Consider the following 20,385-nt stretch of genomic DNA (forward strand, 5'->3'; position numbering starts at 1 on the left):
CCGCCGCACCCGACGGCCGGTGTTTCGTTTCTTGCCTGGCAGGTCTCCTGGCTTGCGGGTCGGTGCCTCTGTTCGCCTTCCCCCCGGGACAGTTCCGGGAGTGGCTGGTTGAACAGAAGCTCACCGCTTACAGTCGCGGGGGCGGCTTTGGATTTGACCACCGGGATGGCCGCACCAAATTCCCTCTTAGCACCGGAATTCTCCGGCAGGACCAGACCCTTTCATTTAGCCGCGATGCAGTCGTTCGCGCAATTCCCATTTGCGACCCATTCGGTCATTTTTCGCGCCTGCGCAGCAAATAGATGTCCATGATCCAGCCATGATCGGCGCGTGCCCGGGCACGGGTTTCAAGAATCTTGTCCGCAACGTCCGCCAGAGGGCCTTTGACCAGGATTTCTTCCTTCATGCCCACATACGCGCCCCACCAAATGTCGAACGCCATCATATCAAGGCTTTGAAACGAGCATTCGCCGTCCAGCATGACCGCAACCTTGTCGGCACCGTCAGGCCAGCCCTCGTCCCGGATGCGGCGGCCGGTCGTGACGACATAGGGTGCGCCGATGTCGTTGATCGGAATCGCATGGGCGGCCGTCAGTGCCTGCAGCGCGGTGATGCCGGGAATCACCCGTGTGACCGGCTGCGGGTCCAGCCGCGACGCAATTCGCAGCGAACTGTCATAAAGCGATGGATCACCCCAGATCAGCAGCGCCACCTGCCGGGCCTGCGGAAACCCGGCGATCGTCTCCTGCCAGCGCAGGGCGATAGCGTCATGCCATTCGTCCACGCCGCGTAAATAGCCGTTATCGGCGCGGCGCCTGGGGATATCGAAATAGGCGATCTGAGGTGCCGCGTCCGCCACCTGCGCGATGATCTCCTCCCGCAGTCCAGCCAGATCGGCCTTGTTCTCGCCCTTGCGGGGGATCAGGATCAGGTCCGCCGCCCGTATCGCGTTTGCCCCCTGGAACGTGACGTGATCGGGATTGCCGGTGCCGATGCCAATCAGGTTCAGCTCATACATCCCCGAACTCCGCCAACGGGCCGTAAAGGATCAGGGCGGGGGCGGTGCCGACCTCTGATTTCAGTTGCTCCGCCAATGCTCCGATCGTTGCGCGTTGCAGTTTCTGGTCCGGCGTCGACACGGATTCGGCCATCAGCGCCGGGGTGTCGAGCGGCAGCCCGTGGACATTCAGCGCCTCGACCAGCAATGGAAACGTGCGCTTGCCCATGAAAACGACGGTGGTCGCGCCAGCATCGGCCAAGGCAGGTAAATTCAGATCCTGAGGCAGCTTGCCGCTGACATCATGGCCGGTGACGAACTGCACCCGCCGCGCCGTCAGCCTGCGGGTCAGCGGAATGCCCGCCGCCGCCGCCGCCGCGATGGCCGACGGGATGCCGGGAATGATCTCATAGTCGATACCGGCCTCGCGCAGGGCGACGATTTCCTCCTCCAACCGACCGAACAGACCACCATCACCGGATTTCAGCCGCACGACACGCTGTCCGGTCTGGGCATAATCGACCAGCAGACGGCTGACATGGTCCTGCTTGGGCGAGGGGCGACCGGCGCGTTTGCCGACACCGACCAGATCGGCATCCTCGCGCGCATGTTTCAGGATCGGACCGCTGCTCAGATCATCGAACAGCACCGCGTCGGCCTTGCCGAGCCGGTCCACCGCCTTGAGCGTCAAAAGTTCCGGGTCGCCGGGACCGGAGCCGATGAAAGAGACAAAGCCGCTCATGCCGAAGCCTCCGCAATCAGATGGAAAAAGGTGCCGGTAACGTTGCCGCGTACCGAGCCGGTTTGAGGGCCTTCGACCCCTTCAGCGTCAAAGACCTGCGCCAGTGGCGCGTCCGGTTGGTCGACAATCGACGAATAGTGAAACTCGTGCCCGCGCAACATTGCGCCCGCGCCATGTCCGGGTATCGGCGCAATCAGACGCGCCTTGCGGTATCCCAGATTGAACTTGCGTTTTTCATAGGACGTGACCAGACCCAACAGCCCGGCCATCTTGTGGCCTACCCCATCCTTGTCGATCAGTGCTTCGCCCAGGGCCATGTAACCGCCGCATTCACCGTGTACAGGCTTTGTCTCGGCATGTTTGCGCAGACCGGTCAGGAACGTGTCGGCTGTTGCCAGCTTGCCAGCATGCAATTCGGGATAACCACCCGGCAGCCAGACCAGATCGGCATCCGCCGCCGGCGCCTCATCCGCCAGCGGAGAAAACGGGAGGATTTCGGCCCCCGCCGCGCGCCAGCCTTCCAATAAATGCGGATAGGTAAAGGAAAACGCTTCGTCCCGTGCCAAAGCGATGCGCTGCGCCGGGGGGAATGGCAGCGCCGACGCCGAGGACCCTTGCGGGCTTGATGAAGCCGCCGCCTTGATCGCCTCCAGATCCACATGCTCGCGCAAAAACGCCGCGTAACCGGCAATCGCGCTTTCCAGATCGGGGTGTTCAACCGCCTGTATCAGGCCCAGATGCCGTTCAGGCAAGGTCAGATCGCCCCGGCGCGGCAGTACGCCCAGCACCGGCAGACCCGCACGCTCCATCCCCAACCGGGTCAGGCGTTCATGTCGGGGGCTGGCGCAGCGGTTCAATATCACCCCGGCAAAGGGCAGGTCAGGGTTGTACATCCGGAACCCCAGCGCCGTGGCCGCCGCCGATTGCGCCTGACCGCCCACATCCAGAACCAGTACCACCGGCCAACCCATCCGCAGTGCGGTTTCGGCGCTCGACCCATGGCCCAGCTCGCCCGGTTTGGCAACGCCGTCGAACAGGCCCATCGACCCTTCGGCCACCACGATGTCCGCACCCTCGGCCTGGGCCGAGATCGCGCCCAGCAGCGGTTCGCCCATCGCCCAGCTGTCCAGGTTGAACGAGGAACGCCCCGCCGCCGCGCGGTGAAAGGCCGGGTCGATGTAATCCGGCCCGCTCTTGAACGGTTGAACGGTCAGCCCGTCCTCGGCCAGCGCTCTGAGCAGGCCCAGCATCACCGTCGTCTTGCCGGTACCCGACGAGGGCGCCGAAATCAGAACTCCCGGCAGGTTAGTCATCGCCATGACTCCAGCTCGACCACGGGCTGTCCGCGCTCTGCGGGCGATAGCGCCGGTCGTATTCCTTGGAATAGAGGCAGCTTTCGTCAAACCCTTCGCCGGCCAGCGCTGGCCCCACCAAGATCAGCGCGGTCCGCGAGATGCTCGCGTCCAGCGCTTCTTTCAGGGTGTCGAGCGTTGCGCGGATGATTCGCTCGTCCGGCCAGCTGGCGCGATAGACCACGGCCACCGGGCAATCCGCTCCGTAATGCGGGGCCAGATCGGCGATGACCTTGTCCAGATTGCCGATCGACAGATGAATGGCCAGCGTCGCGCCGGTGCGGGCAAAGTTTTCCAGCGTCTCGCCAGCGGGCATCGACGAGGCGCGGCCCGGCGTGCGGGTCAGCACCACCGATTGCGCCAGACCGGGCAGGGTCAGCTCGGTGCCCAAGGCCGCCGCCGCGGCTGCAAATGAAGGAACGCCGGGCGTCACGCTGACCGGAATGCCCATCTGTTTCAGGCGGCGGATCTGTTCGCCCATCGCGGACCAGACCGACAGATCGCCAGAATGCAGCCGCGCCACATCGTGGCCCGCCTGATGGGCGATTTCGATCTCGGCCATGATCTGATTCAGATCCATCGGCGCGGTGTTGACGATTTTTGCACCTTCGGGGCAGTGGCCCAGGATTTCTTCGGGCACCAGCGACCCGGCATAAAGGCAGACCGGGCACGAGGCGATGATATCGCGCCCGCGCAGGGTCAGCAGATCGGCGGCGCCCGGTCCGGCGCCAATGAAGTGAACGGTCATTTAGGCTCTCCAGTTGCAACCGCACAGGTGGCCAGGCGGTCGGTCGAGATCTGTCGGGGTGAAACCAGTCGGGCACCTGTCCCGGCGGCGACGAGGGCAGAAGCTTCGGCCACGCTTCCGGTGCCATAAGTGGCGCGGCTGCGGGACGAGCAGGTCAACGTGCGCTGGCCGCTCAGATCGGCAGGCGCAACGAAATAGAGGGGCAGGGCAGTGGTTGCGGCAAATTCGATCAGCGCAGGATGGCCCTCCTTGTCCGCCACCGTTGCCAAGGCTGCGACGGTTTGCCCTTTGGTGGCCCGGTCATAGGCGTCGCGCAGGCTTTGAGCCGTTGCCGTCGATGAAAATCCAAGCCCCGCAACGATCATAGCGTCACGCTCCATTGAACTACCGGATAGGCCGATTTCCAGCCCCGTCGCGGCCCGAGCGGGGCGGATTGCGCCAGTTCGATCCGCAGCAGATCGCCGCCCAGCTTGTCATGCCACTGCGCCAGCAGCGCCTCACTTTCCAGCGTCACCGCATTGGCGACCAGCCGAGTGCCCCTGGACAGGTTCGCGGCAAGCCAATCCAAAAGCGCGGTGCTCAGCCCTCCGCCGATGAAAACCACATCCGGTCTGGGCAATCCACTCAACGCATCCGGCGCGGTGCCATGCACCACGTTCAGGCGGTCCTGTCCCAGCGCGTCGGCGTTACGGCGAATGCGGTCGGCCCGGTCGGCGCGCGGTTCGATCGTGGTGGCGGTCAGCGTCTGATCGCACATCAGCCATTCGATGCTGATCGAGCCTGTGCCACCGCCAATATCCCACAGGTGTTCGCCCCGCTGTGGCGCCAGCGCCGACAGCGTCAGCGCCCGAACGGGGCGTTTGGTGATCTGCCCGTCGGTCTCGAAAATATCGTCTGGTTTTCCGGATGCCATGGGCACGCCCAAACCCGCGCCCGCCACCTCCAGCGCGACACATATCGGATGTGCGAATGTGCCAAGCAAGGCTTCGGTCAGCGTGGCTTTCTGCATGCGCTCGCGCGGGCCACCCAACGCTTCGAGGATGTGCAGCGTGGTGTCGGCAAAGCCGGTTTCGGTCAGGTAAGTCGCCAGTTCCGCCACCGCAGCGCCGTTGCGCAACAGGACAATCGCCCGCAACCCCCGCGCCAGATGCGGGCGCAGACGTGTCAGGGGCGCGGCATGCAGCCCGAATGTCAGGGTGTCTTCCAGGGGCCAGGCCAGACGCGCCGCTGCCAGGGAAAAGGTCGACTGGCCTGGAATGGCGGTCCATTCACCGGCATCGAAATGTCGGGCGATCACCGAACCGGCTCCAAACCAGAACGGATCGCCCGAGGCAAGCACCACGACGCGGCGCCCACGCAAGCCTTGCAGCAGCGGCAGGCCGGCGGAAAACGGCACCGGCCATTCAATTCGGTCGGCCCCGGATTCCGGGATCAGCGACAAATGGCGGGGCGGACCCATGACGACCTGCGCCGCATCCAGCACTTGACGGGTTGCCGGTGTCAGTCCATCCAGTCCATCTTCGCCCAAACCCAGAACGGTCAGCCACGGAGCGTCACTCATGTCCCAACTCCTGATCCTTGGCGGCACGACCGAGGCCAATGCGCTGGCCAAAGCCATCGCAGAACTCGGGTTGACCGCAACGTATTCTTACGCGGGCCGCGTGGAGACCCCCCGTCCGCAACCCCTGCCGACACGCGTCGGCGGTTTTGGCGGCTCTCAGGGGCTGGTTCGTTTTATCCACGATCATGGCATCACGCACGTGATCGACGCCACCCACCCATTTGCTGCGCAAATGAGCCGCAACGCAATTGCTGCCTGTGCCGAAACCAGTGCCGCCCTGGCGGCGTTGACCCGCCCTGAATGGCAATCTCAAGACGGCGATCATTGGCGCCACGTTCCCGATATCGCGGCGGCGGTTGGCGCTCTTTCGGGCGCCTCTCGACGGGTTTTTCTTGCCGTGGGCCGCATGCATCTGGAAGATTTCGCCGCCCAGCCCCAGCATCGCTATCTGTTGCGGCTGGTGGACCAACCCGGCGCTTTGCCATTGCCCGATTGCGACGTGGAGGTCTCGCGCGGCCCGTTCACGTTTGCGGATGACCTGGCCCTGATGCGGCGCCACGGCACCGAACTTGTTGTGTCCAAGAACGCCGGCGGCTCTGGCGCACGCGCCAAGCTCGACGCCGCGCGCGAACTGGGCCTGCCGGTGCTGATGATCGATCGTCCCGCTCTGCCGCAGCGGACCGAGTTTTCGAATGTGGCGCAGGTTGTGGACTGGTTGGCTCATTCCGGGGTGAACCTCGGCGTGTAAACGATTGGCGTGCCTTGCCTTTCGATGATCCGCGTGCGCGAAGATCCCACTATGACAACTGTCTGCATATCCGCCATCTCCGGTGTCGCCTCGGCCAAGGTCGAGATGCGCAGAGCTTCGTCTTTGCGTGATACGGCGCGGGCAAACAGGATCAGGCGTTCCGGCTCGCATTCCTGGCGCAGGATTTCCAGCGTCCTTACAAAACCTTCAGGCCGCGACTTCGAGCGTGGATTGTAGAATGCCATGGCAAAATCGGCCTGCGCCGCAAGACGCAGGCGCTTTTCGATCAATTCCCACGGCTTGAGGTTGTCGCTGAGGTTGATGGCGCAGAAATCGTGGCCCAAGGGCGCACCGGCGCGGGCCGAGGCTGCCAGCATCGCGGTGATGCCGGGCATTACCGAGACATCGAGATCGCGCCATTCCACAGGGCCATTTTCCATCGCCTCGAATACGGCCGCGGCCATTGCGAACACGCCGGGATCGCCCGAGGACACCACCACCACCCGCTTGCCTTCCGCCGCCATCTGCAACGCATGTTGCGAACGGTCGATTTCGACCCGGTTGTCGCTGGCGTGTAACGTCAGCCCTGCGCGCTCGGCCACGCGTGCGACATAAGGGATATAGCCCACCACATCGGTCGCTTCGGCCAGCGCCTCGGTCACTTCGGGCGTGATCAGCGCCTCGTTGCCCGGCCCAAGGCCTGCGATCTTGACCCAGCCGCTCATGGCCGCCGCCCGTGACCGTGGACGATGATGATCGAGAAATATGGCGTGATCCTGTCGCAGGCCTCGCTCAGCTTGGTCACCGTCTGGTTCGGCATCTGCGCGTATTCCACGATCCAGGCCCGGTCATAGAGCCCGGAGGTCTTGAGTGCCCGTGTCACCTTGTCGATATTGCGCCCGATCTTCATCACCACCAGCGCATCGGTCTGCGCCATGCGCTCGGCCAGCATCTCTTCGGGCAGGGTGCCGACCAGAACCGTCAGCACATCATCGCCCCAGGTGATCGGATCGCCCGTTGCGGTCCAGGCCCCTGACATGCCGGTGATCGCGGGCACAACCTCGACCGGGGCCTGATCACGCAAGCGATTGTAAAGATGCATGAAAGAGCCATAGAAGAACGGATCGCCCTCGCACAGAACAACCACATCCTCGCCCTGAGCAGACAGCTCCTTCAGCCGCTTGGTGCAATCCTCGTAGAACGCCGCCAAAAGCTCGTTGTAACGTGGATCGGTCACCGGGATTTCGGTGGTCACCGGGTATTCCATCGGAAATTCCACCGCATCGCCCGAAATCATGCCGTTGACGATCTTGCGCGCCTGCCCGGTACGGCCCGGCTTGCGGAAATAGGCGACGTGCCGTGCCCCGCGCAACAGGCGGTCGGCCTTGACGCTCATCAGGTCCGGGTCGCCGGGGCCCAGACCCACGCCATATATGGTTCCCATTTTCATTCTGCCCTGCTTGCGATGGCGTTTATGGCCGCAACCGTGATGGCGCTGCCGCCCAGACGGCCCTTGACGATACAGGACGGCACCGGCTGCGCCTCCCAAAGGGCATCTTTGGATTCGACCGCACCGACAAAACCCACTGGACAGCCGATGATGGCGGCAGGGCGGGGGCAGTCGGGATCTTCGAGCATGTTGAGCAGGTGGAAAAGCGCCGTGGGCGCGTTCCCGATTGCGACCAGCGCGCCTTCCAGCACGGGCCGCCACAGCTCCAGCGCCGCCGCCGAGCGGGTGTTCTGCATTTCCTCTGCCAGCGGGCGGACGCGCTCGTCGTGCAGCGTGCAGATCACCTCGTTTTCGGCGGGCAGGCGAAAGCGGGTGACACCTTCCGACACCATGCGCGCGTCGCACAGGATCGGCGCGCCGTTTTCCAGTGCGGCGCGCGCAGCCTGCACGAAGCCGGGCGAGAAATGTACAAATTCCTCAAGTCCGACCATACCGGCGGCGTGGATCATCCGCACCGCGACCTGTTCCTCGTCGGCGTCAAAACGGGCCAGGTCGGCCTCGGACCGGATCGTGGCGAAGGATTGCTTATAGATCGCCGCACCGTTGGTTTCGTATTCATAGGGCATCAGGTCAGGTCCATGCTCTTCAGTGTTTCGGGGCTGAGGCCACGCTGACAGGGCTCATCCCCCGCGCGGCCATGTTTTACGATATCGAATGTTCCGTCATTTCCGACCAGTGTCACATCCGCCGCGCTCATCCGGGCACAGCCCTTTGCGCAGCCCGAAACGTGCAGGCTGCCAGTGACGCGCGGGGCCAGCGCGCGGGCTATGGCGCGGGTCTCAGCCTGCGCTTGCGGGCAGAACGGCGCGCCGGGGCAGGCATCGGTTGTCAGTAACGGGTCATCGGCCCGGGTGACAAAGTCCGGAGCGCGGATCGCCTCCCCGCCTTCCAGCAGGATCAGTCGCCAAGGGGTGACGCGCAAGGCCGGGGCTTTGCTGTCCACGATCAGGCGGGCCAGTTCGGCTGCAGGCAGCTGACCAAAGACCGCGCCGCAAACCGGGCCAAGCGGGGTATTCCCCGGTTGCATCCGTTTGCCAACCGGACCCGGCCGCGCACCCTGCCATTTCTGTGGCAAAGGGATAGCTGCGACCAGCCGCGCCATGCGGCGGGTCTCCTGGCCGTGGTTGTCCGCGAACCAGCGGGCCAGTTCGATCAGCCTGTCGATGGCCTCACTTTCCGGCACCACACGCCCCGTATCGGCACCATCAGCGCGCAGGATCAGGCCGTCTGGTCCGGTCTCCAACCGAATATCCGCCGAGTCACCAGAAAGCAGGCGGTCCGGGCCGGTGTCCACGGCAAACCCGAATTTCGCAGGCAATCTGGGCAGGTCCGCCAACCAGTCGATCAATTTCCGGGTCAACCTTGCCGTCAGGTCTCCCTCACGGTAGAGCGGGGTGACAAGGATATTGCGCCGAACCTCAATGCCCGGTTCCGCATCCAGCAGGCCCAACGCCGCCAAGTCATCCAGCAAGGCCGAATGATCGGCCTCGGCCACGCCGCGCAGTTGCAGGTTGGCACGATTGGTCAGGTCGATCGTGCCGTTGCCATATCGGTCCGCCGCCTTGCACAAGCCCAGAACCTGCCCGGCCTCAAGACGCGCAAGTCGGGGCCGCACGCGCACCACCAACCCGTCCCCGGACATCATCGGCCGGTGCGCGCCGGGGCACCATCCCTGGACGATGGGCGCGCTCATCTCAGCCCCTCCAGATCCGCACGGATCGAGTTGCGCCGGGTGTTCCACAACCCGGCGTCGAAAAGCGCCCGGAACCGGTCATGCATCGCCTTGTGGGCCTGCGGATTGGCGTCCTGCAGAAAGGCATCGACTCCGGGGTCGCCCAGTGTCGCGTCGTGATACAGGTCGAACAGATGCGGCGCGACGGTGCCCGACAGATGCGCGAACGAGGCCATGTGATCCAATGTCGCCGCAATCTCGGCCGCGCCTCGGAACCCGTGTCGCTGCATCCCTGCGATCCAGCCGGGATTGGCGGCGCGGGCATGAACAACGCGGCTGATTTCCTCGGGCAGGGTTCGAGCCCGCGGGGTTTCGGGGTTGGTGTTGTCCAGATGATACAGCCGGGCGCTGCCACCGGTGACCTTCTTGGCCGCCGCGAACCCGGCCTCGTGCGTGGCATAGTCGTTGGCCAGCAGCAGATCGGTTTCGGTCAGGTCCTGCAGGTGAACGAAACTGTCGGCCTTTGCGACACGATCCGTGATGCCATCCCGATCGTGCGCGATATGCTCGCCCTCCAGCGCGAAGGAGCTTGCGTCAAGCCAGGCCTGCCCGGCCTCTGCGCGGGCCTCGTCCGTATAGGTCTCGGACAGATGCGTCATGTTCAGCCCGTAGCTGCCCGGCGCGGGGCCAAAGACACGGGCCGCAGGTTCCTGACCGGCATAGGGGTTCCAGTCCGGCGCCTCGTCCCTTGCGCACAGCGCACGCACCGCCTGACCGAACAGCGCCGAGAGCGTCGGGAAAACGTCGCGAAACAGCCCCGAAACACGCAGGGTCACATCCAGTCGCGGGCGGTCCAGATCGGTGATCGGCAGCACCTCGATGCCTGATACCCGTTCGGATCCCTGATCCCAGACCGGTTTGACGCCCAAAAGGTGCAAGGCCATGGCAAACTCTTCGCCGGCGGTGCGCATGGTGGCCGACCCCCACAGATCGACGATCAACCCTTTGGGGTAATCGCCTTCTTCCTGCAGATGCCGCCGCACCAGTTCTTCGGCCAGTTTCACCCCCTGCGCATAGGCCGCCCGCGTGGGCACCGAGCGTGGATCGGTAGTGTAGAGGTTGCGCCCGGTAGGCAGCACGTCCGAACGCCCGCGATAGGGTGATCCCGACGGGCCGGCCTCGATGCGTTTGCCCGCCAGCGCGGCCAGCAAGGCGGCGCGCTCGGCATGGGCAGACGGTGCGATATCGAAATTGCCTGCCACCTCGGGCACCCGGCCAAAGACGTGCAGCCCGTCGCCGAACTGGCTTTCCTTGATGTCACAGACAAAGCGGTCGATCCGGGTGATCGCTTCGGCGGTACTGGTGGCGCGATCAAGGCCCAGATCGTTCTCAAGCCCGATGGCCCGTGCCTCGTCGCGGATGTCCGATTGCAGACGGTCGCGGCGCTTTGGATCCAGCCCGTCGGCGTTGGAAAACTCGTCCAACAGCGACTCCAGCCGCACCATCCTATCCGGCGTGCCGCTTTCGCGCAGCGGCGGGGGTACGTGGCCCAGCGTGACGGCGCCGATGCGTCGCTTGGCCTGTGCCGCTTCGCCGGGGTCATTGACAATGAAGGGATAGATCACAGGCAAACCGCCGATCAGCGCCTCAGGCCAGCAGGCCTTGCACAGCGCGACCGACTTTCCTGGCAACCATTCCAGCGTTCCATGCGCGCCGATATGGATGAGCGCATCGGCCCCCGCCGCATGGCGCAGCCAAAGGTAGAAGGCAACATAGGAATGGCGCGGCGTCCGGCTGAGATCGTGATATTCATCGTCGCGCGTCTCGGGCGTGCCGCGCTCGGGTTGCAGGGCGACAATCGCCTTGCCGCGCCGCAGGGCAGTAAAATGAAAGGCGCCGTTGGCAAAAGCCGGGTCGTCTTCGGCCTTGCCCCACACGGTCTCCAGATCTTGCCGCAGCGAAGCGGGCAAGGTGGACAGGGCCGCGCGGTAATCTGTCAAAGACCAGCTTGTCCGCGCGTCAAGCAGGGTATCGGCGATGGGCTCTGCCGGCGCGGTGTCATACCCCTCGCCGCGCAGGTCCTCCAGCATCGCCTCGGCCGAAGCCAGAGCATCCAGTCCCACCGCGTGGGCCATCTGCCAGTCCTTGCCGGGATAGGTCGATAGCACCAGCACCGGCACTTGTTTTGCCTTGGGTTTCGACGTCAGGCAAAGCCAACCCGACACCCGATCCACCAGCGCCCCGATCCGGTCGGGTTCGGGTGCGTGCATTGCACGTGCGAATTGCAGATGCGCGTCGCGCTGCCCCGGCTCCTTGAACGAGATCACGCTGCCGGTGATGCGGCCATCCACTTCGGGCAGCACCACGTGCATGGCCAGGTCCGCAGGCGACAGACCCCGTTCCGCCTCGTCCCACGCCTTGCGGTTCGAGGTGGCGAGCATGGCCTGAAAAACCGGTACCCCCGCGGCATCCAGAGGCGATGTGCCTCCGCCGCCCTTGCCGGAAAAGGCGGTGGCGTTGACGAGGGCCGCAGGTGTCAGCGAAGCAACCTGCTCTGCCAGCCATTTGGCCGATGCGGGCGCTTTCAGCGACGGTGCAAACAGACCGACGGCATCATATCCGCGGGCTCGGAACGCGCGGATCACGGCGGCGATCGGCGCCGTGTCAGCCGCGCTGAGATAGGCGCGGTAAAACGTGACAAGGATGCGGGGCTTGCCATCTTCGAAGGCGGTCTCTGCCGCGATTACCCCCTGGTCCGGGCACCACGCGCCGCATTCGGGCAGCGCTTTGGACCCCATCACCGGTCCGGCATACAATCCCGTCGCCAGCGCCATCTGTGCCAGCGCGGCCTGGGCCGCCACCTCGCCGCCGGTATCACACAGATGCGCAAGGCGGCGCAGGGTCGAGACCGGCAGGGTGGAATAGTCGTCCAGCCGGGTATCCTCACGCCCGTCCGCTGGCAGAACAGCCAGCGCCAGCCCTTTCGATTGCGCCAGCGCATGAACCTGCTGCAGCCCGTAAGACCAGTACGGCACGCCGCCTATAAGCCGGATCAGGATGCCCTTGGCCCCCTCCAGCGTCTGTTCGACATAGGTATCGACCGACAGCGGATGCTTCAGCGCCGACAGATTTGCCAGCCGCAATGACGGCATCCGCCCCTCGGCTCCGCCGCCGCGATGCCAGCCCGCCGCGAACGCGCCAAGGTCGCTGTCGGAAAAGGACAGCACCACCAGATCGCCCGGGCTCTGGCCCAGATCGGTCGGTGTTTCGGTCTCTTCCAGACCGTGGCTTTCGCGAAAGACGACATGCATTGGCGTCTCGGTCCCTTATTCGGCGGCCTCGGCCACACCTTCGAGAATACCGCGAATTGCGGCTTCGTTGATGTCGTCATGCTCGGCAATCACCACCAGGCGCGAGCGGCGCTCTTCGCCCGGTTTCCAAGCCCGGTCGTATTGGTGGCGAACACGCGCGCCCACAGCCTGCACCAGCAGACGCATCGGTTTGTCGGATACGGCGGCGTACCCTTTGACGCGCAGGATGTTCAATTCGTTTGCCAGACGTTCGATCCGGGCCATCAGGTCGGCGGGATCGGATTGCTCGGGCAACTCGATCACGACGCTTTCGAAATCATCGTGTTCATGATCGTCCGCCCCGTCGTGGTGCGATGGGCGGGCATCCATGTCATCCTCGGCAGCGGCCTCCAGCCCCAGGATAACGCGCACGTCCACGGCCCCTTCGGCGACCTCGACCACCGGCAGCGGGCGCGGGGCCTCGGCAGCGATGATTTCCCTGGCCTTCGCAACGCCGTCGGGTCCGGCCAGGTCGGGCTTGGTCAGCAGGATGATATCGGCGCAGGAAATCTGGTCTTCGAACACCTCTGACAGCGGCGTTTCGTGGTCGATGGACTCGTCCGCCATGCGCTGGGCGTCCACCGCTTCGACGTTCGGCGCGAAGCGACCAGCGGCCACCGCCTCGGCATCGGCCAGCGCAATCACACCGTCCACGGTGATCTTCGACCGGATGTCGGGCCAGTCGAACGCCTTGAGCAACGGTTTCGGCAGCGCCAGACCCGAGGTTTCGATCAGGATGTGATCGGGGCGCGGCTCCAGCGCCATCAGCGCCTCGATGGTGGGGATGAAATCGTCGGCCACGGTGCAGCAGATACAGCCATTGGCAAGCTCCATGATGTTTTCCGCCGGGCAATCCGGAATGGCGCAACTTTTCAGGATCTCGCCATCGACGCCCACATCGCCGAATTCGTTGACCACCACGGCCAACCGCTTGCCCTGTGGGTTCTGCATCAGGTGGCGGATCAGCGTGGTCTTGCCCGAGCCCAGAAAGCCGGTAATCACGGTGACGGGAAGTTTTTCAAGGGTGCTCATGGCTCAGGCTCCAATCGGGGGAATGCGGGCGGCGCAGTTCTTGCGGAAATGTTCGGGGCGGTCGCGCCACTTTACCAGCCCGTCCTCGGTGGCCAGATACTTGGTCGCGCCTTCGACGATGATCGAGACATCGTCTGTTTCGCTCAGGTTCTCATAGACGAAGGTCCAGCGTGACGGCCCGCCACGCAGAACGATCGAACAGCCCTGATCGCAGTTCGACAGACACTCGACCGGTTTCAGCAGAACGCCATCGGGCAGTTCGACCTCGGTCAGCGCCTTGTGCAACAGCGCGCCCGGGCGCTGGGTGTCATCCTCGATGGGCAGACCCCGGCGGCAGGTGGTGCAGACCAGCAGTTCGACTGGTGCAGGCTCGGTCACGTCTCTCATCCCCCCATTCAGGTTTCGGGGAACGGGGTTTCATGCGGGCCACGGCCCGACACCGGAACACCCCGTCCGGTCTGGTCTTCGGGCGCTGGCAGGTCTCCCGGCTTACGGATGTCAGGGCTTGTCCCTGTCGGGTGTCCCGCCTTCCCGGCCTGTCGGCCAGTGGCATTTGGGCACCCTCTCCGGTCACGGTCGCGGGGGCGGCTGCGTTTGACGGTGAACCGCTGACGCATTCCCTTTTCATCTGCTCGCGCAGACACCAACAGCGCGGACATGCGGCAAGGGCAGGGGACTTGTCAAGCGCGGCGTCAGGCTTGTGAACCGTCAGGGTGAAAAAGCGACCCGCCATCGTTAACCAGCGGCATCGCCAGCCAACCTGTCCCGCAGCCATGCCTCGAAAAGGCGTGCTGAACCGGAAACCGATGTCGCCGCGTCGGATCGGATCAGGTAATGCGACTGCCCAAAGGGAATCGGTGGCCCGGCAATTTGCAGCGGTGCGCCCTGGGATATGGCATTGCGCGCAAAACGGCCGAGGATGGTGGCGTAACCCGCCCCTCCCATCACCAGTTGCAACGCCGCGACCGTGGTATCGACGGCGTGCCGGGTTGCCGATGGGTCGTGGTCAAGCCCATGCGCCTCAAGGTAGCGCGCCCAGTTGTCCTCGTAGCCGAGAATGTGGATCAACGGCCCGCTGTGCATCTGCCGGATGGTGGGAACGGGGTCACCGGCACGGCAGACCGGAACGATGGTTTCCTCGCTCAACTTCTCGGCCATGACGCCCGGCCAATCGCCATGTCCCAACCGGATCTCGATATCGACATCTGCAGGGGCGGCGCTGTCATTCCAGATATGCGACACCAGCCGCACAGGAATTTCCGGATATTGCGCGCTGAAATCAGGCAATTCCGCCGCGATCCAATAGGTGGCGGTCGAAATTGCTGCCCGTATTGTCAGGCTTTGGCGGGTGGCCGGGCCAAACAGGCTGTTGGTGCTGAGCGCGATATCCGACAGCGCCCGCCGCACGGTCAGCGCATAGGATTGGCCAAGTTCCGTCAATTCGATCCGACGCGCGGCGCGCAGAAACAGTTTTTCGCCCAAATCCTCTTCCAGCGAGCGGATATGCAGCGACACTGCCGTCTGGGTCAGCCCAAGTTCTTTCGCCGCCGTGGTAAAGTTCAGATGGCGAGCCGCCGCCTCAAACGTTCGCAACCAGGCCGGATTTGGAAGGCGGTCCATTTATCACCAAAATTTTTTGACCATTGCGATCATTATTATTCGTTTCTCTTGCCGGTTTCAAAGCTTCATAGTCACCGCATGAATCGTATACGCGGGCATACGCCCGCCGGGGAGGACAAATCCATGAAAGTTGGTTTCATCGGTCTAGGTAATGTGGGCCACAAACTGTCAGGCTCGCTCTTGCGGAACGGAATTGATCTGACGGTGCATGACCTGAATGAAAATCTGGTCGACATGTTCGTCGAGCGTGGCGCCAAACGCGCGGACGGTCCGGCACAGCTGATGCGCGAATGTGACGCCGTCATCACCTGCCTGCCATCGCCTGCGGCCTCGGACGCGGTGATGCAACAGATGTTGCCCGAAGTGAAGCCGGGCAAGATCTGGATGGAGATGTCGACCACCGACGAGGCCGAGGTCAAAAGGCTCGGCGCCATGGTGATCGAGCGCGGCGGCGCCGCGGTGGACTGCCCGGTTTCGGGCGGCTGCCATCGGGCGGATACCGGCAACATCTCGATTTTCGCGGGCTGCGACCGCGCGACGTTCGAACGTATCCTGCCCTTCCTCACCACGATGGGCCGCCGCATCCTGCACACTGGCGACCTCGGGTCGGCTTCGGTTCTGAAGGTTCTCACCAATTATCTGGCGACAGCAAACCTTGTGACCTGTTGCGAAGCATTGGTTGTTGCCAAGGCTGCGGGCATGGATCTGAACACCGCCTATGAGGCGATGAAAATCTCGTCCGGCACCTCGTTCGTGCATGAAACCGAAAGCCAGGTGATCCTGAACGGTTCGCGCGATATTTCCTTCACAATGGATCTGGTGAAAAAGGACATCGGCCTGTTCCAGGAAGTTGCGGATCGCGCCAACGTGCCGTTGGAGATCAACCCGGTTCTGATCGACATCTTCAACGACGGGATCGCGCGTTTTGGCCCCCGCGAGTTGTCTCCCAACATCATCAAGCGCCTCGAAGTAGCAACGGGCCTCGATATCCGCGCCCCGGGCTTCCCGCCCGAGATGGTCGATGATGAACCCGAAGAGCCCGGTTACGAGGTCATTCCGCAAGGCAAGGAACTGAAGGCCGCCGAATAATTTCAGTCACTCCGAAACAAAACGCCCCCGGAACCGCGTTTCGGGGGCGTTTCCTTTGGATGACGGTCAGGTCAGCCTATGGGTGAGTTGTCGTCGCGCTTGATCGCGACCACCGACGAACGCGGCGTGCCGCCATCGGGCCAGTTGCCGCCGGGATGCTGGATGCCCACGAACATCGTTCGCCGGTCGCTTGACCAGGCAAGGCCCGTGACCTCGCATCCATTCGGACCGGTCATGAACCGCGCGATCTCTCCGGTTACCGGATCACCCACCAGCATCTGGTTGTTGCCCATTCCGGCAAAATCGCCCTCGTTTTTGTCGTCGCCATCGGTTTGAATCCACACCAGCCCGGTCGTATCAAAGGCCATGCCGTCGGGCGAGTTGAACAGGTTGCCGGCGTTCACGTTGGGCGACCCGGCATAGGCATCACTGTGCACCGTCGGGTTGCCCGCCATCACATACAGATCCCATTCGAACGTATCGGCCGCGTGGTCGTCCTGTGCGGGCCGCCAGCGCACGATCTGTCCATAGAGGTTGGTGTCGCGCGGATTGGGGCCATTGGCCGAAGTATCATCGCCACCGGCATTTGGTTTGACGCCCCGATTCTTGTTGTTGGTCAGACAGCAATAGGCCTCGACCGCCACGGGGTTCGCCGCCACCCACTCAGGACGGTCCATCGTGGTGCCGCCCACGATGGACGCGGCCATTCGGGTAAAGACCGCGATCTCGGCGGCATTCATCCCGGTTGTATCCGGCGTCAGGGCCAGCCATTCGCCGGTCTGGTCGTCGTTGAACCTGGCAACAAAAAGCGTTCCGTCATCCAGCAGCCCTTCGGTGGTTCCGCCAGGCCGGTAGGTGCCGTTGGAGACAAAACGATACAGGTACTCGCCCCGCTCGTCATCGCCCATATAGACGACGACGCGACCGTCCGGCGCCACCACGACCTCGGCGTTTTCGTGCTTGAACCGGCCAAGGCCGGTATGCTTGACCGGCGTGCTTTGGGGATTGGCAGGGTCAATCTCGACAATCCATCCCGCGCGGTGCGGCTCGTTGGGGGTTTTCGACGTGTCAAACCGCGGATCGAAAAGCTCGTAGCCGTTCCGGCTTTCCGCCTTGATGCCATAGCGTTCATAGCCGCTTGCGACCTGCGGAGCATACCCGGCCTGCTCGTCAGACGATCCGAAGTATCCGTTGAAGTTTTCTTCACAGGTCAGGTACGTGCCCCACGGCGTCTTGCCTGCGCCACAGTTGTTCATCGTTCCCAGAGACCTGGTTCCGGTCGGGTCGGCCTTGGTCTTCAACAGGTCATGCCCGGCAGCGGGGCCAACGATCTTCATCGGCGTGTTGTGATGGATACGGCGGTTGAACGGGCTGTCCCTGACCACGATCCAACCGTCAGGGCCTTCGGCAATCTCCATCACGGTCACGCCCTGAATGTTCTGCAGCTTCAGAACATCCTGGGCACTGATCGGCTTGCCATCCTGCGCCGCGGGCAGATTGATATCCTCATTCGGGTATTCGTGATTGATGGCGATCAGGTCCCGCCCCTGAAACGAAAAGGTTTCCATCCCGTCGGTGTTCTCACCGAAAATCTTGTCCGAGTTCTCAAGCGGGCCGCCGTCGGTGATGTCATACCCGTCCGCTTCGGAAAACAGCGGGTCGCCCCAGCGCATCAGAACCTTCCAGGAATATCCCTCGGGCACGTGAACGGTTCCGTCGGTCTGTGCCGCAATCGGAGCAAAGGCAAAACGCGACCCCTGAACCGCATGGGCTGCCGTTGGCTTCAACAGCCCGGCGCCCATGGCCGCGGCACCAGACCCAAAGGCCAGTACGCCGCCCAGAAAGCCCCGGCGCGAAATCGCGCTTTCGACGACGCGGTCAAAGTCGTTCTTTTCGGGGCGAGAAAAATTTATCTCGTCCCAGTCGTCAGCAGACAGGTTTTTTGAAACGACTTCTTTCATGGATGCCTCCCAATTAGCGTAATATGTCGGTGAGCCAAGGATGTAGAGAGCGAATATGACAACTCGTTGAACGGGTGTAACAGGCAAGTGACAATTGCTTTGCCGGGCTCCACAGTTTTTTCAGTCGCCCGAAAAAGATACCGCCCCGAACACGGGGCGGCATTTCGGTCATTTCATATCGGAAGGCAGGAAGGCTCCTAGGCCGCTTTGGCTCGACTGCGGCAATAACACGAGGCATGCACCGGCACGGTCGCCCGTGCCGCGGCCTGATCAAGCTGCAGTTTGATATGCTTGGCCTCGGTCAGTTCGCCGCGCCGCACAAGGCATTCGTGCAAGCCGTGCAGGCTCCAGATGTTGCGCGGATGCTGGCAGGCGCGCGCAAGCGTGTCGTCCAGCCCCAGATCGGCACGGTAAACCGCCTCGGCTTCTTCGAACTTCTGGTCTTCCATCAACAGCGCGCCCAACGCATGCCGGGTCGGCTGCATCCAGCCCCACGGCTCGTCATAGACCAGGCTGTCGTCCAGCTTGACCGAGCGGCGCAGGTGCGCCAGCCCGCCTTCGCGGTCCCCGGCCTTGAACGCGATTTCGCCATCCATCATCGCTTCGCCGATCATCAGCACGTCCTCGGCGGTGTTGTTGAACACCAGACGTCCCTCGGGCACCGCCTTGCGTGCCTCTACCGCGCGTTCGCGCTCGGCCTTGGCTTCGTCCGCGCGGCCAAGATTGGCCAGCGCAATGGCCCGCGCCTGATGCATGGCGGCGGTGGTGTAACTGTAAAGCTCACGATCCTCGGGGAAGGGTTCGTCAAGGATGTCCTGCCATTGCCCGAACCGCACCATCACGTGAATCTTCTTGCCATAAAACGATTCGAACAGGTCCGGGAAAAACCGCACCACATTGTCCGGCAACATTCGCATCAACTCTTCGGACGCGGCCAACGCCTTATCCGGCTGTCCAAGAAACATCGCGCCATAAGCTTCGAAATGGACGTTGTGGATGCGGTAGACGGTATAGAAATTCTCACCCCCCGCCATCGCTTCGTATTTTCGATCCACTTGTGCCGCGCGGTGATTGCGCCAGACCACGTTCTGATAGTCACCGCACAGCACGTCGATATGGGTCGCCATATGCACCAGATGCCCGCTGTCGGGCACCAGATCGACCAGCCGGTCGCCATGACGCAGCGCCTTTTCGGGCGTGGGCGACATTTCCATCAGGTGAATGTACATGTGCAGCAGACCGGGGTGGTCCCAGGCGCCTGGCAGGGTGTCAAACGCGGTTTCCAGCGCCGCCAGCGCCTCGACGGTCGAGGCGCCTTCGGCGGGTTCGCCCTTGGCCAGATCCCAAAGCTGCCAGGGGGTCCGGTTCATCAGCGCCTCGGCAAAGATGCAGGCCACGTCGAGATCCTTGTTGTGCGCCGCGTAAACCTTGCGCATCGAATCCGAAAAGGCGTCGTTCCACGGGCCGTAATCCTCGATCTCCGGATCGGTCGGAAACCGGTCTGCCAGCGCTTCGATCAAGGCCGTCTCGACCGGGGAAACCTTGTCACGCGCCGCCATCGCGGCGGCAATCGCCTCATGTGCCCGCTTCAGCGTTGCAACACGCTCGTCCGGCTCGAAGAACTCCCACGGCTTGTTGTAGTTCGGGCCAATCGCATGAGCGACGCCCCAAAAGGCGATGCCGCAGCCGGGGTCAATATCGGCGGCCTTCTGAAAACACTCCGCCGCCGCTTCGTGATTGTACCCATACAGCCAGATCAGCCCCTGATCGAACAATCGCTGTGCTTCGGGTGATGAGGTGGTGATCTTGCGTGAATAGGTTCCCAAGTCAAAATCTGTCATGATATGCGCCCCCACAAAAGGCCAGTCTGCAAACGCGGCCTGTTGGCTGCGCGACCGGCGGATGGGCAAGGATACCACAAAACCGTGATCATTGCCGAAACGCCTGACCAGCCGTCAGAGGAACCCCTCACCGCCGCAGGTCACGCAACGTGTCATTTTCAG

General features: G+C 63.4%; 18 protein-coding genes and 2 riboswitches. Of the genes, 2 read left to right on the forward strand and 16 right to left on the reverse strand.

Annotated features, from left to right (window positions below):
* Positions 1-20: 20 nt before the first annotated feature.
* Positions 21-231, reverse strand: a riboswitch (cobalamin riboswitch).
* Between the two features lie 43 nt (positions 232-274).
* From cobF to cbiE, 6 genes are read right to left on the reverse strand one after another with little or no spacing between them, the layout of a single operon-like run.
* The gene (gene cobF / locus ACR0LZ_RS17795; RefSeq protein ID WP_480751290.1) at positions 275-1,018 is read right to left on the reverse strand and encodes a precorrin-6A synthase (deacetylating); all 744 of its coding nucleotides are present in this window, start codon (positions 1,016-1,018) and stop codon (positions 275-277) included.
* Positions 1,011-1,739 carry a uroporphyrinogen-III C-methyltransferase gene (gene cobA / locus ACR0LZ_RS17800; protein ID WP_480751291.1) on the reverse strand — a complete coding sequence of 243 codons (729 nt, stop codon included), beginning with the start codon at positions 1,737-1,739 and terminating at the stop codon, positions 1,011-1,013. The genes cobF and cobA overlap by 8 nt, the downstream gene beginning before the upstream one ends.
* A complete protein-coding gene (locus ACR0LZ_RS17805; RefSeq protein WP_480751293.1) occupies positions 1,736-3,052 on the reverse strand; it encodes a cobyrinic acid a,c-diamide synthase CobB in 1,317 nt (438 codons plus the stop codon). The genes cobA and ACR0LZ_RS17805 overlap by 4 nt, the downstream gene beginning before the upstream one ends.
* Complete coding sequence (gene cobM, locus ACR0LZ_RS17810) at positions 3,045-3,839, reverse strand: precorrin-4 C(11)-methyltransferase (protein WP_480751295.1); 795 nt, start codon at positions 3,837-3,839, stop codon at positions 3,045-3,047. The genes ACR0LZ_RS17805 and cobM overlap by 8 nt, the downstream gene beginning before the upstream one ends.
* The gene (locus ACR0LZ_RS17815) at positions 3,836-4,219 is read right to left on the reverse strand and encodes a cobalamin biosynthesis protein (RefSeq protein ID WP_480751296.1); all 384 of its coding nucleotides are present in this window, start codon (positions 4,217-4,219) and stop codon (positions 3,836-3,838) included. The genes cobM and ACR0LZ_RS17815 overlap by 4 nt, the downstream gene beginning before the upstream one ends.
* Positions 4,201-5,400: a precorrin-6y C5,15-methyltransferase (decarboxylating) subunit CbiE gene (cbiE, locus tag ACR0LZ_RS17820; protein ID WP_480751298.1), complete on the reverse strand. Its 1,200-nt coding sequence runs from the start codon at positions 5,398-5,400 to the stop codon at positions 4,201-4,203. The genes ACR0LZ_RS17815 and cbiE overlap by 19 nt, the downstream gene beginning before the upstream one ends.
* On the opposite strand from cbiE, the gene ACR0LZ_RS17825 reads away from it, so the two are divergent.
* Positions 5,399-6,148, forward strand: a complete 750-nt coding sequence (locus ACR0LZ_RS17825; protein WP_480751299.1) for a cobalt-precorrin-6A reductase — start codon at positions 5,399-5,401, stop codon at positions 6,146-6,148. The two genes, cbiE and ACR0LZ_RS17825, sit on opposite strands and share 2 nt — an antisense overlap.
* Here ACR0LZ_RS17825 and cobJ read toward each other — a convergent pair.
* The 8 genes from cobJ to ACR0LZ_RS17865 all read right to left on the reverse strand — a co-directional run bounded on the left by cobJ (position 6,121) and on the right by ACR0LZ_RS17865 (position 15,332).
* Positions 6,121-6,873 (reverse strand): precorrin-3B C(17)-methyltransferase, encoded by a 753-nt coding sequence (gene cobJ, locus ACR0LZ_RS17830; RefSeq protein ID WP_480751300.1) that lies wholly within the window; start codon positions 6,871-6,873, stop codon positions 6,121-6,123. The genes ACR0LZ_RS17825 and cobJ overlap by 28 nt on opposite strands.
* Positions 6,870-7,598 (reverse strand): precorrin-2 C(20)-methyltransferase, encoded by a 729-nt coding sequence (locus ACR0LZ_RS17835; RefSeq protein WP_480751302.1) that lies wholly within the window; start codon positions 7,596-7,598, stop codon positions 6,870-6,872. The genes cobJ and ACR0LZ_RS17835 overlap by 4 nt, the downstream gene beginning before the upstream one ends.
* Entirely contained in the window at positions 7,595-8,224 is a 630-nt protein-coding gene (locus ACR0LZ_RS17840) for a precorrin-8X methylmutase (RefSeq protein ID WP_480751303.1), read from the reverse strand. Before ACR0LZ_RS17840 ends, ACR0LZ_RS17835 begins: the two co-directional genes overlap by 4 nt.
* Positions 8,224-9,351, reverse strand: a complete 1,128-nt coding sequence (cobG, locus tag ACR0LZ_RS17845; RefSeq protein ID WP_480751305.1) for a precorrin-3B synthase — start codon at positions 9,349-9,351, stop codon at positions 8,224-8,226. Before cobG ends, ACR0LZ_RS17840 begins: the two co-directional genes overlap by 1 nt.
* Positions 9,348-12,641: a cobaltochelatase subunit CobN gene (gene cobN / locus ACR0LZ_RS17850; protein ID WP_480751306.1), complete on the reverse strand. Its 3,294-nt coding sequence runs from the start codon at positions 12,639-12,641 to the stop codon at positions 9,348-9,350. The genes cobG and cobN overlap by 4 nt, the downstream gene beginning before the upstream one ends.
* A gap of 15 nt (positions 12,642-12,656) precedes the next feature.
* The gene (cobW, locus tag ACR0LZ_RS17855; RefSeq protein WP_480751308.1) at positions 12,657-13,712 is read right to left on the reverse strand and encodes a cobalamin biosynthesis protein CobW; all 1,056 of its coding nucleotides are present in this window, start codon (positions 13,710-13,712) and stop codon (positions 12,657-12,659) included.
* 3 nt (positions 13,713-13,715) lie between these two features.
* A complete protein-coding gene (locus tag ACR0LZ_RS17860) occupies positions 13,716-14,099 on the reverse strand; it encodes a DUF1636 family protein (RefSeq protein WP_480751309.1) in 384 nt (127 codons plus the stop codon).
* 70 nt (positions 14,100-14,169) lie between these two features.
* A riboswitch (cobalamin riboswitch) is annotated at positions 14,170-14,376 on the reverse strand.
* A 71-nt stretch (positions 14,377-14,447) separates the two neighbouring features.
* The gene (locus tag ACR0LZ_RS17865) at positions 14,448-15,332 is read right to left on the reverse strand and encodes a LysR family transcriptional regulator (RefSeq protein WP_480751311.1); all 885 of its coding nucleotides are present in this window, start codon (positions 15,330-15,332) and stop codon (positions 14,448-14,450) included.
* 78 nt (positions 15,333-15,410) lie between these two features.
* Here ACR0LZ_RS17865 and ACR0LZ_RS17870 point away from each other — a divergent pair, with 78 nt between their 5' ends.
* Positions 15,411-16,421 carry an NAD(P)-dependent oxidoreductase gene (locus ACR0LZ_RS17870; RefSeq protein WP_480751312.1) on the forward strand — a complete coding sequence of 337 codons (1,011 nt, stop codon included), beginning with the start codon at positions 15,411-15,413 and terminating at the stop codon, positions 16,419-16,421.
* 71 nt (positions 16,422-16,492) lie between these two features.
* Here the strand turns inward: ACR0LZ_RS17870 and ACR0LZ_RS17875 are convergent, their stop codons facing one another.
* Positions 16,493-18,382, reverse strand: a complete 1,890-nt coding sequence (locus tag ACR0LZ_RS17875) for a PhoX family protein (RefSeq protein WP_480751314.1) — start codon at positions 18,380-18,382, stop codon at positions 16,493-16,495.
* A gap of 197 nt (positions 18,383-18,579) precedes the next feature.
* On the reverse strand, positions 18,580-20,223 hold the full coding sequence (locus tag ACR0LZ_RS17880) for a hypothetical protein (RefSeq protein ID WP_480751316.1): 1,644 nt from the start codon (positions 20,221-20,223) through the stop codon (positions 18,580-18,582).
* Between the last annotated feature and the right edge of the window lie 162 nt (positions 20,224-20,385).

It is taken from the genome of Ruegeria sp. CI1 (assembly GCF_056536925.1).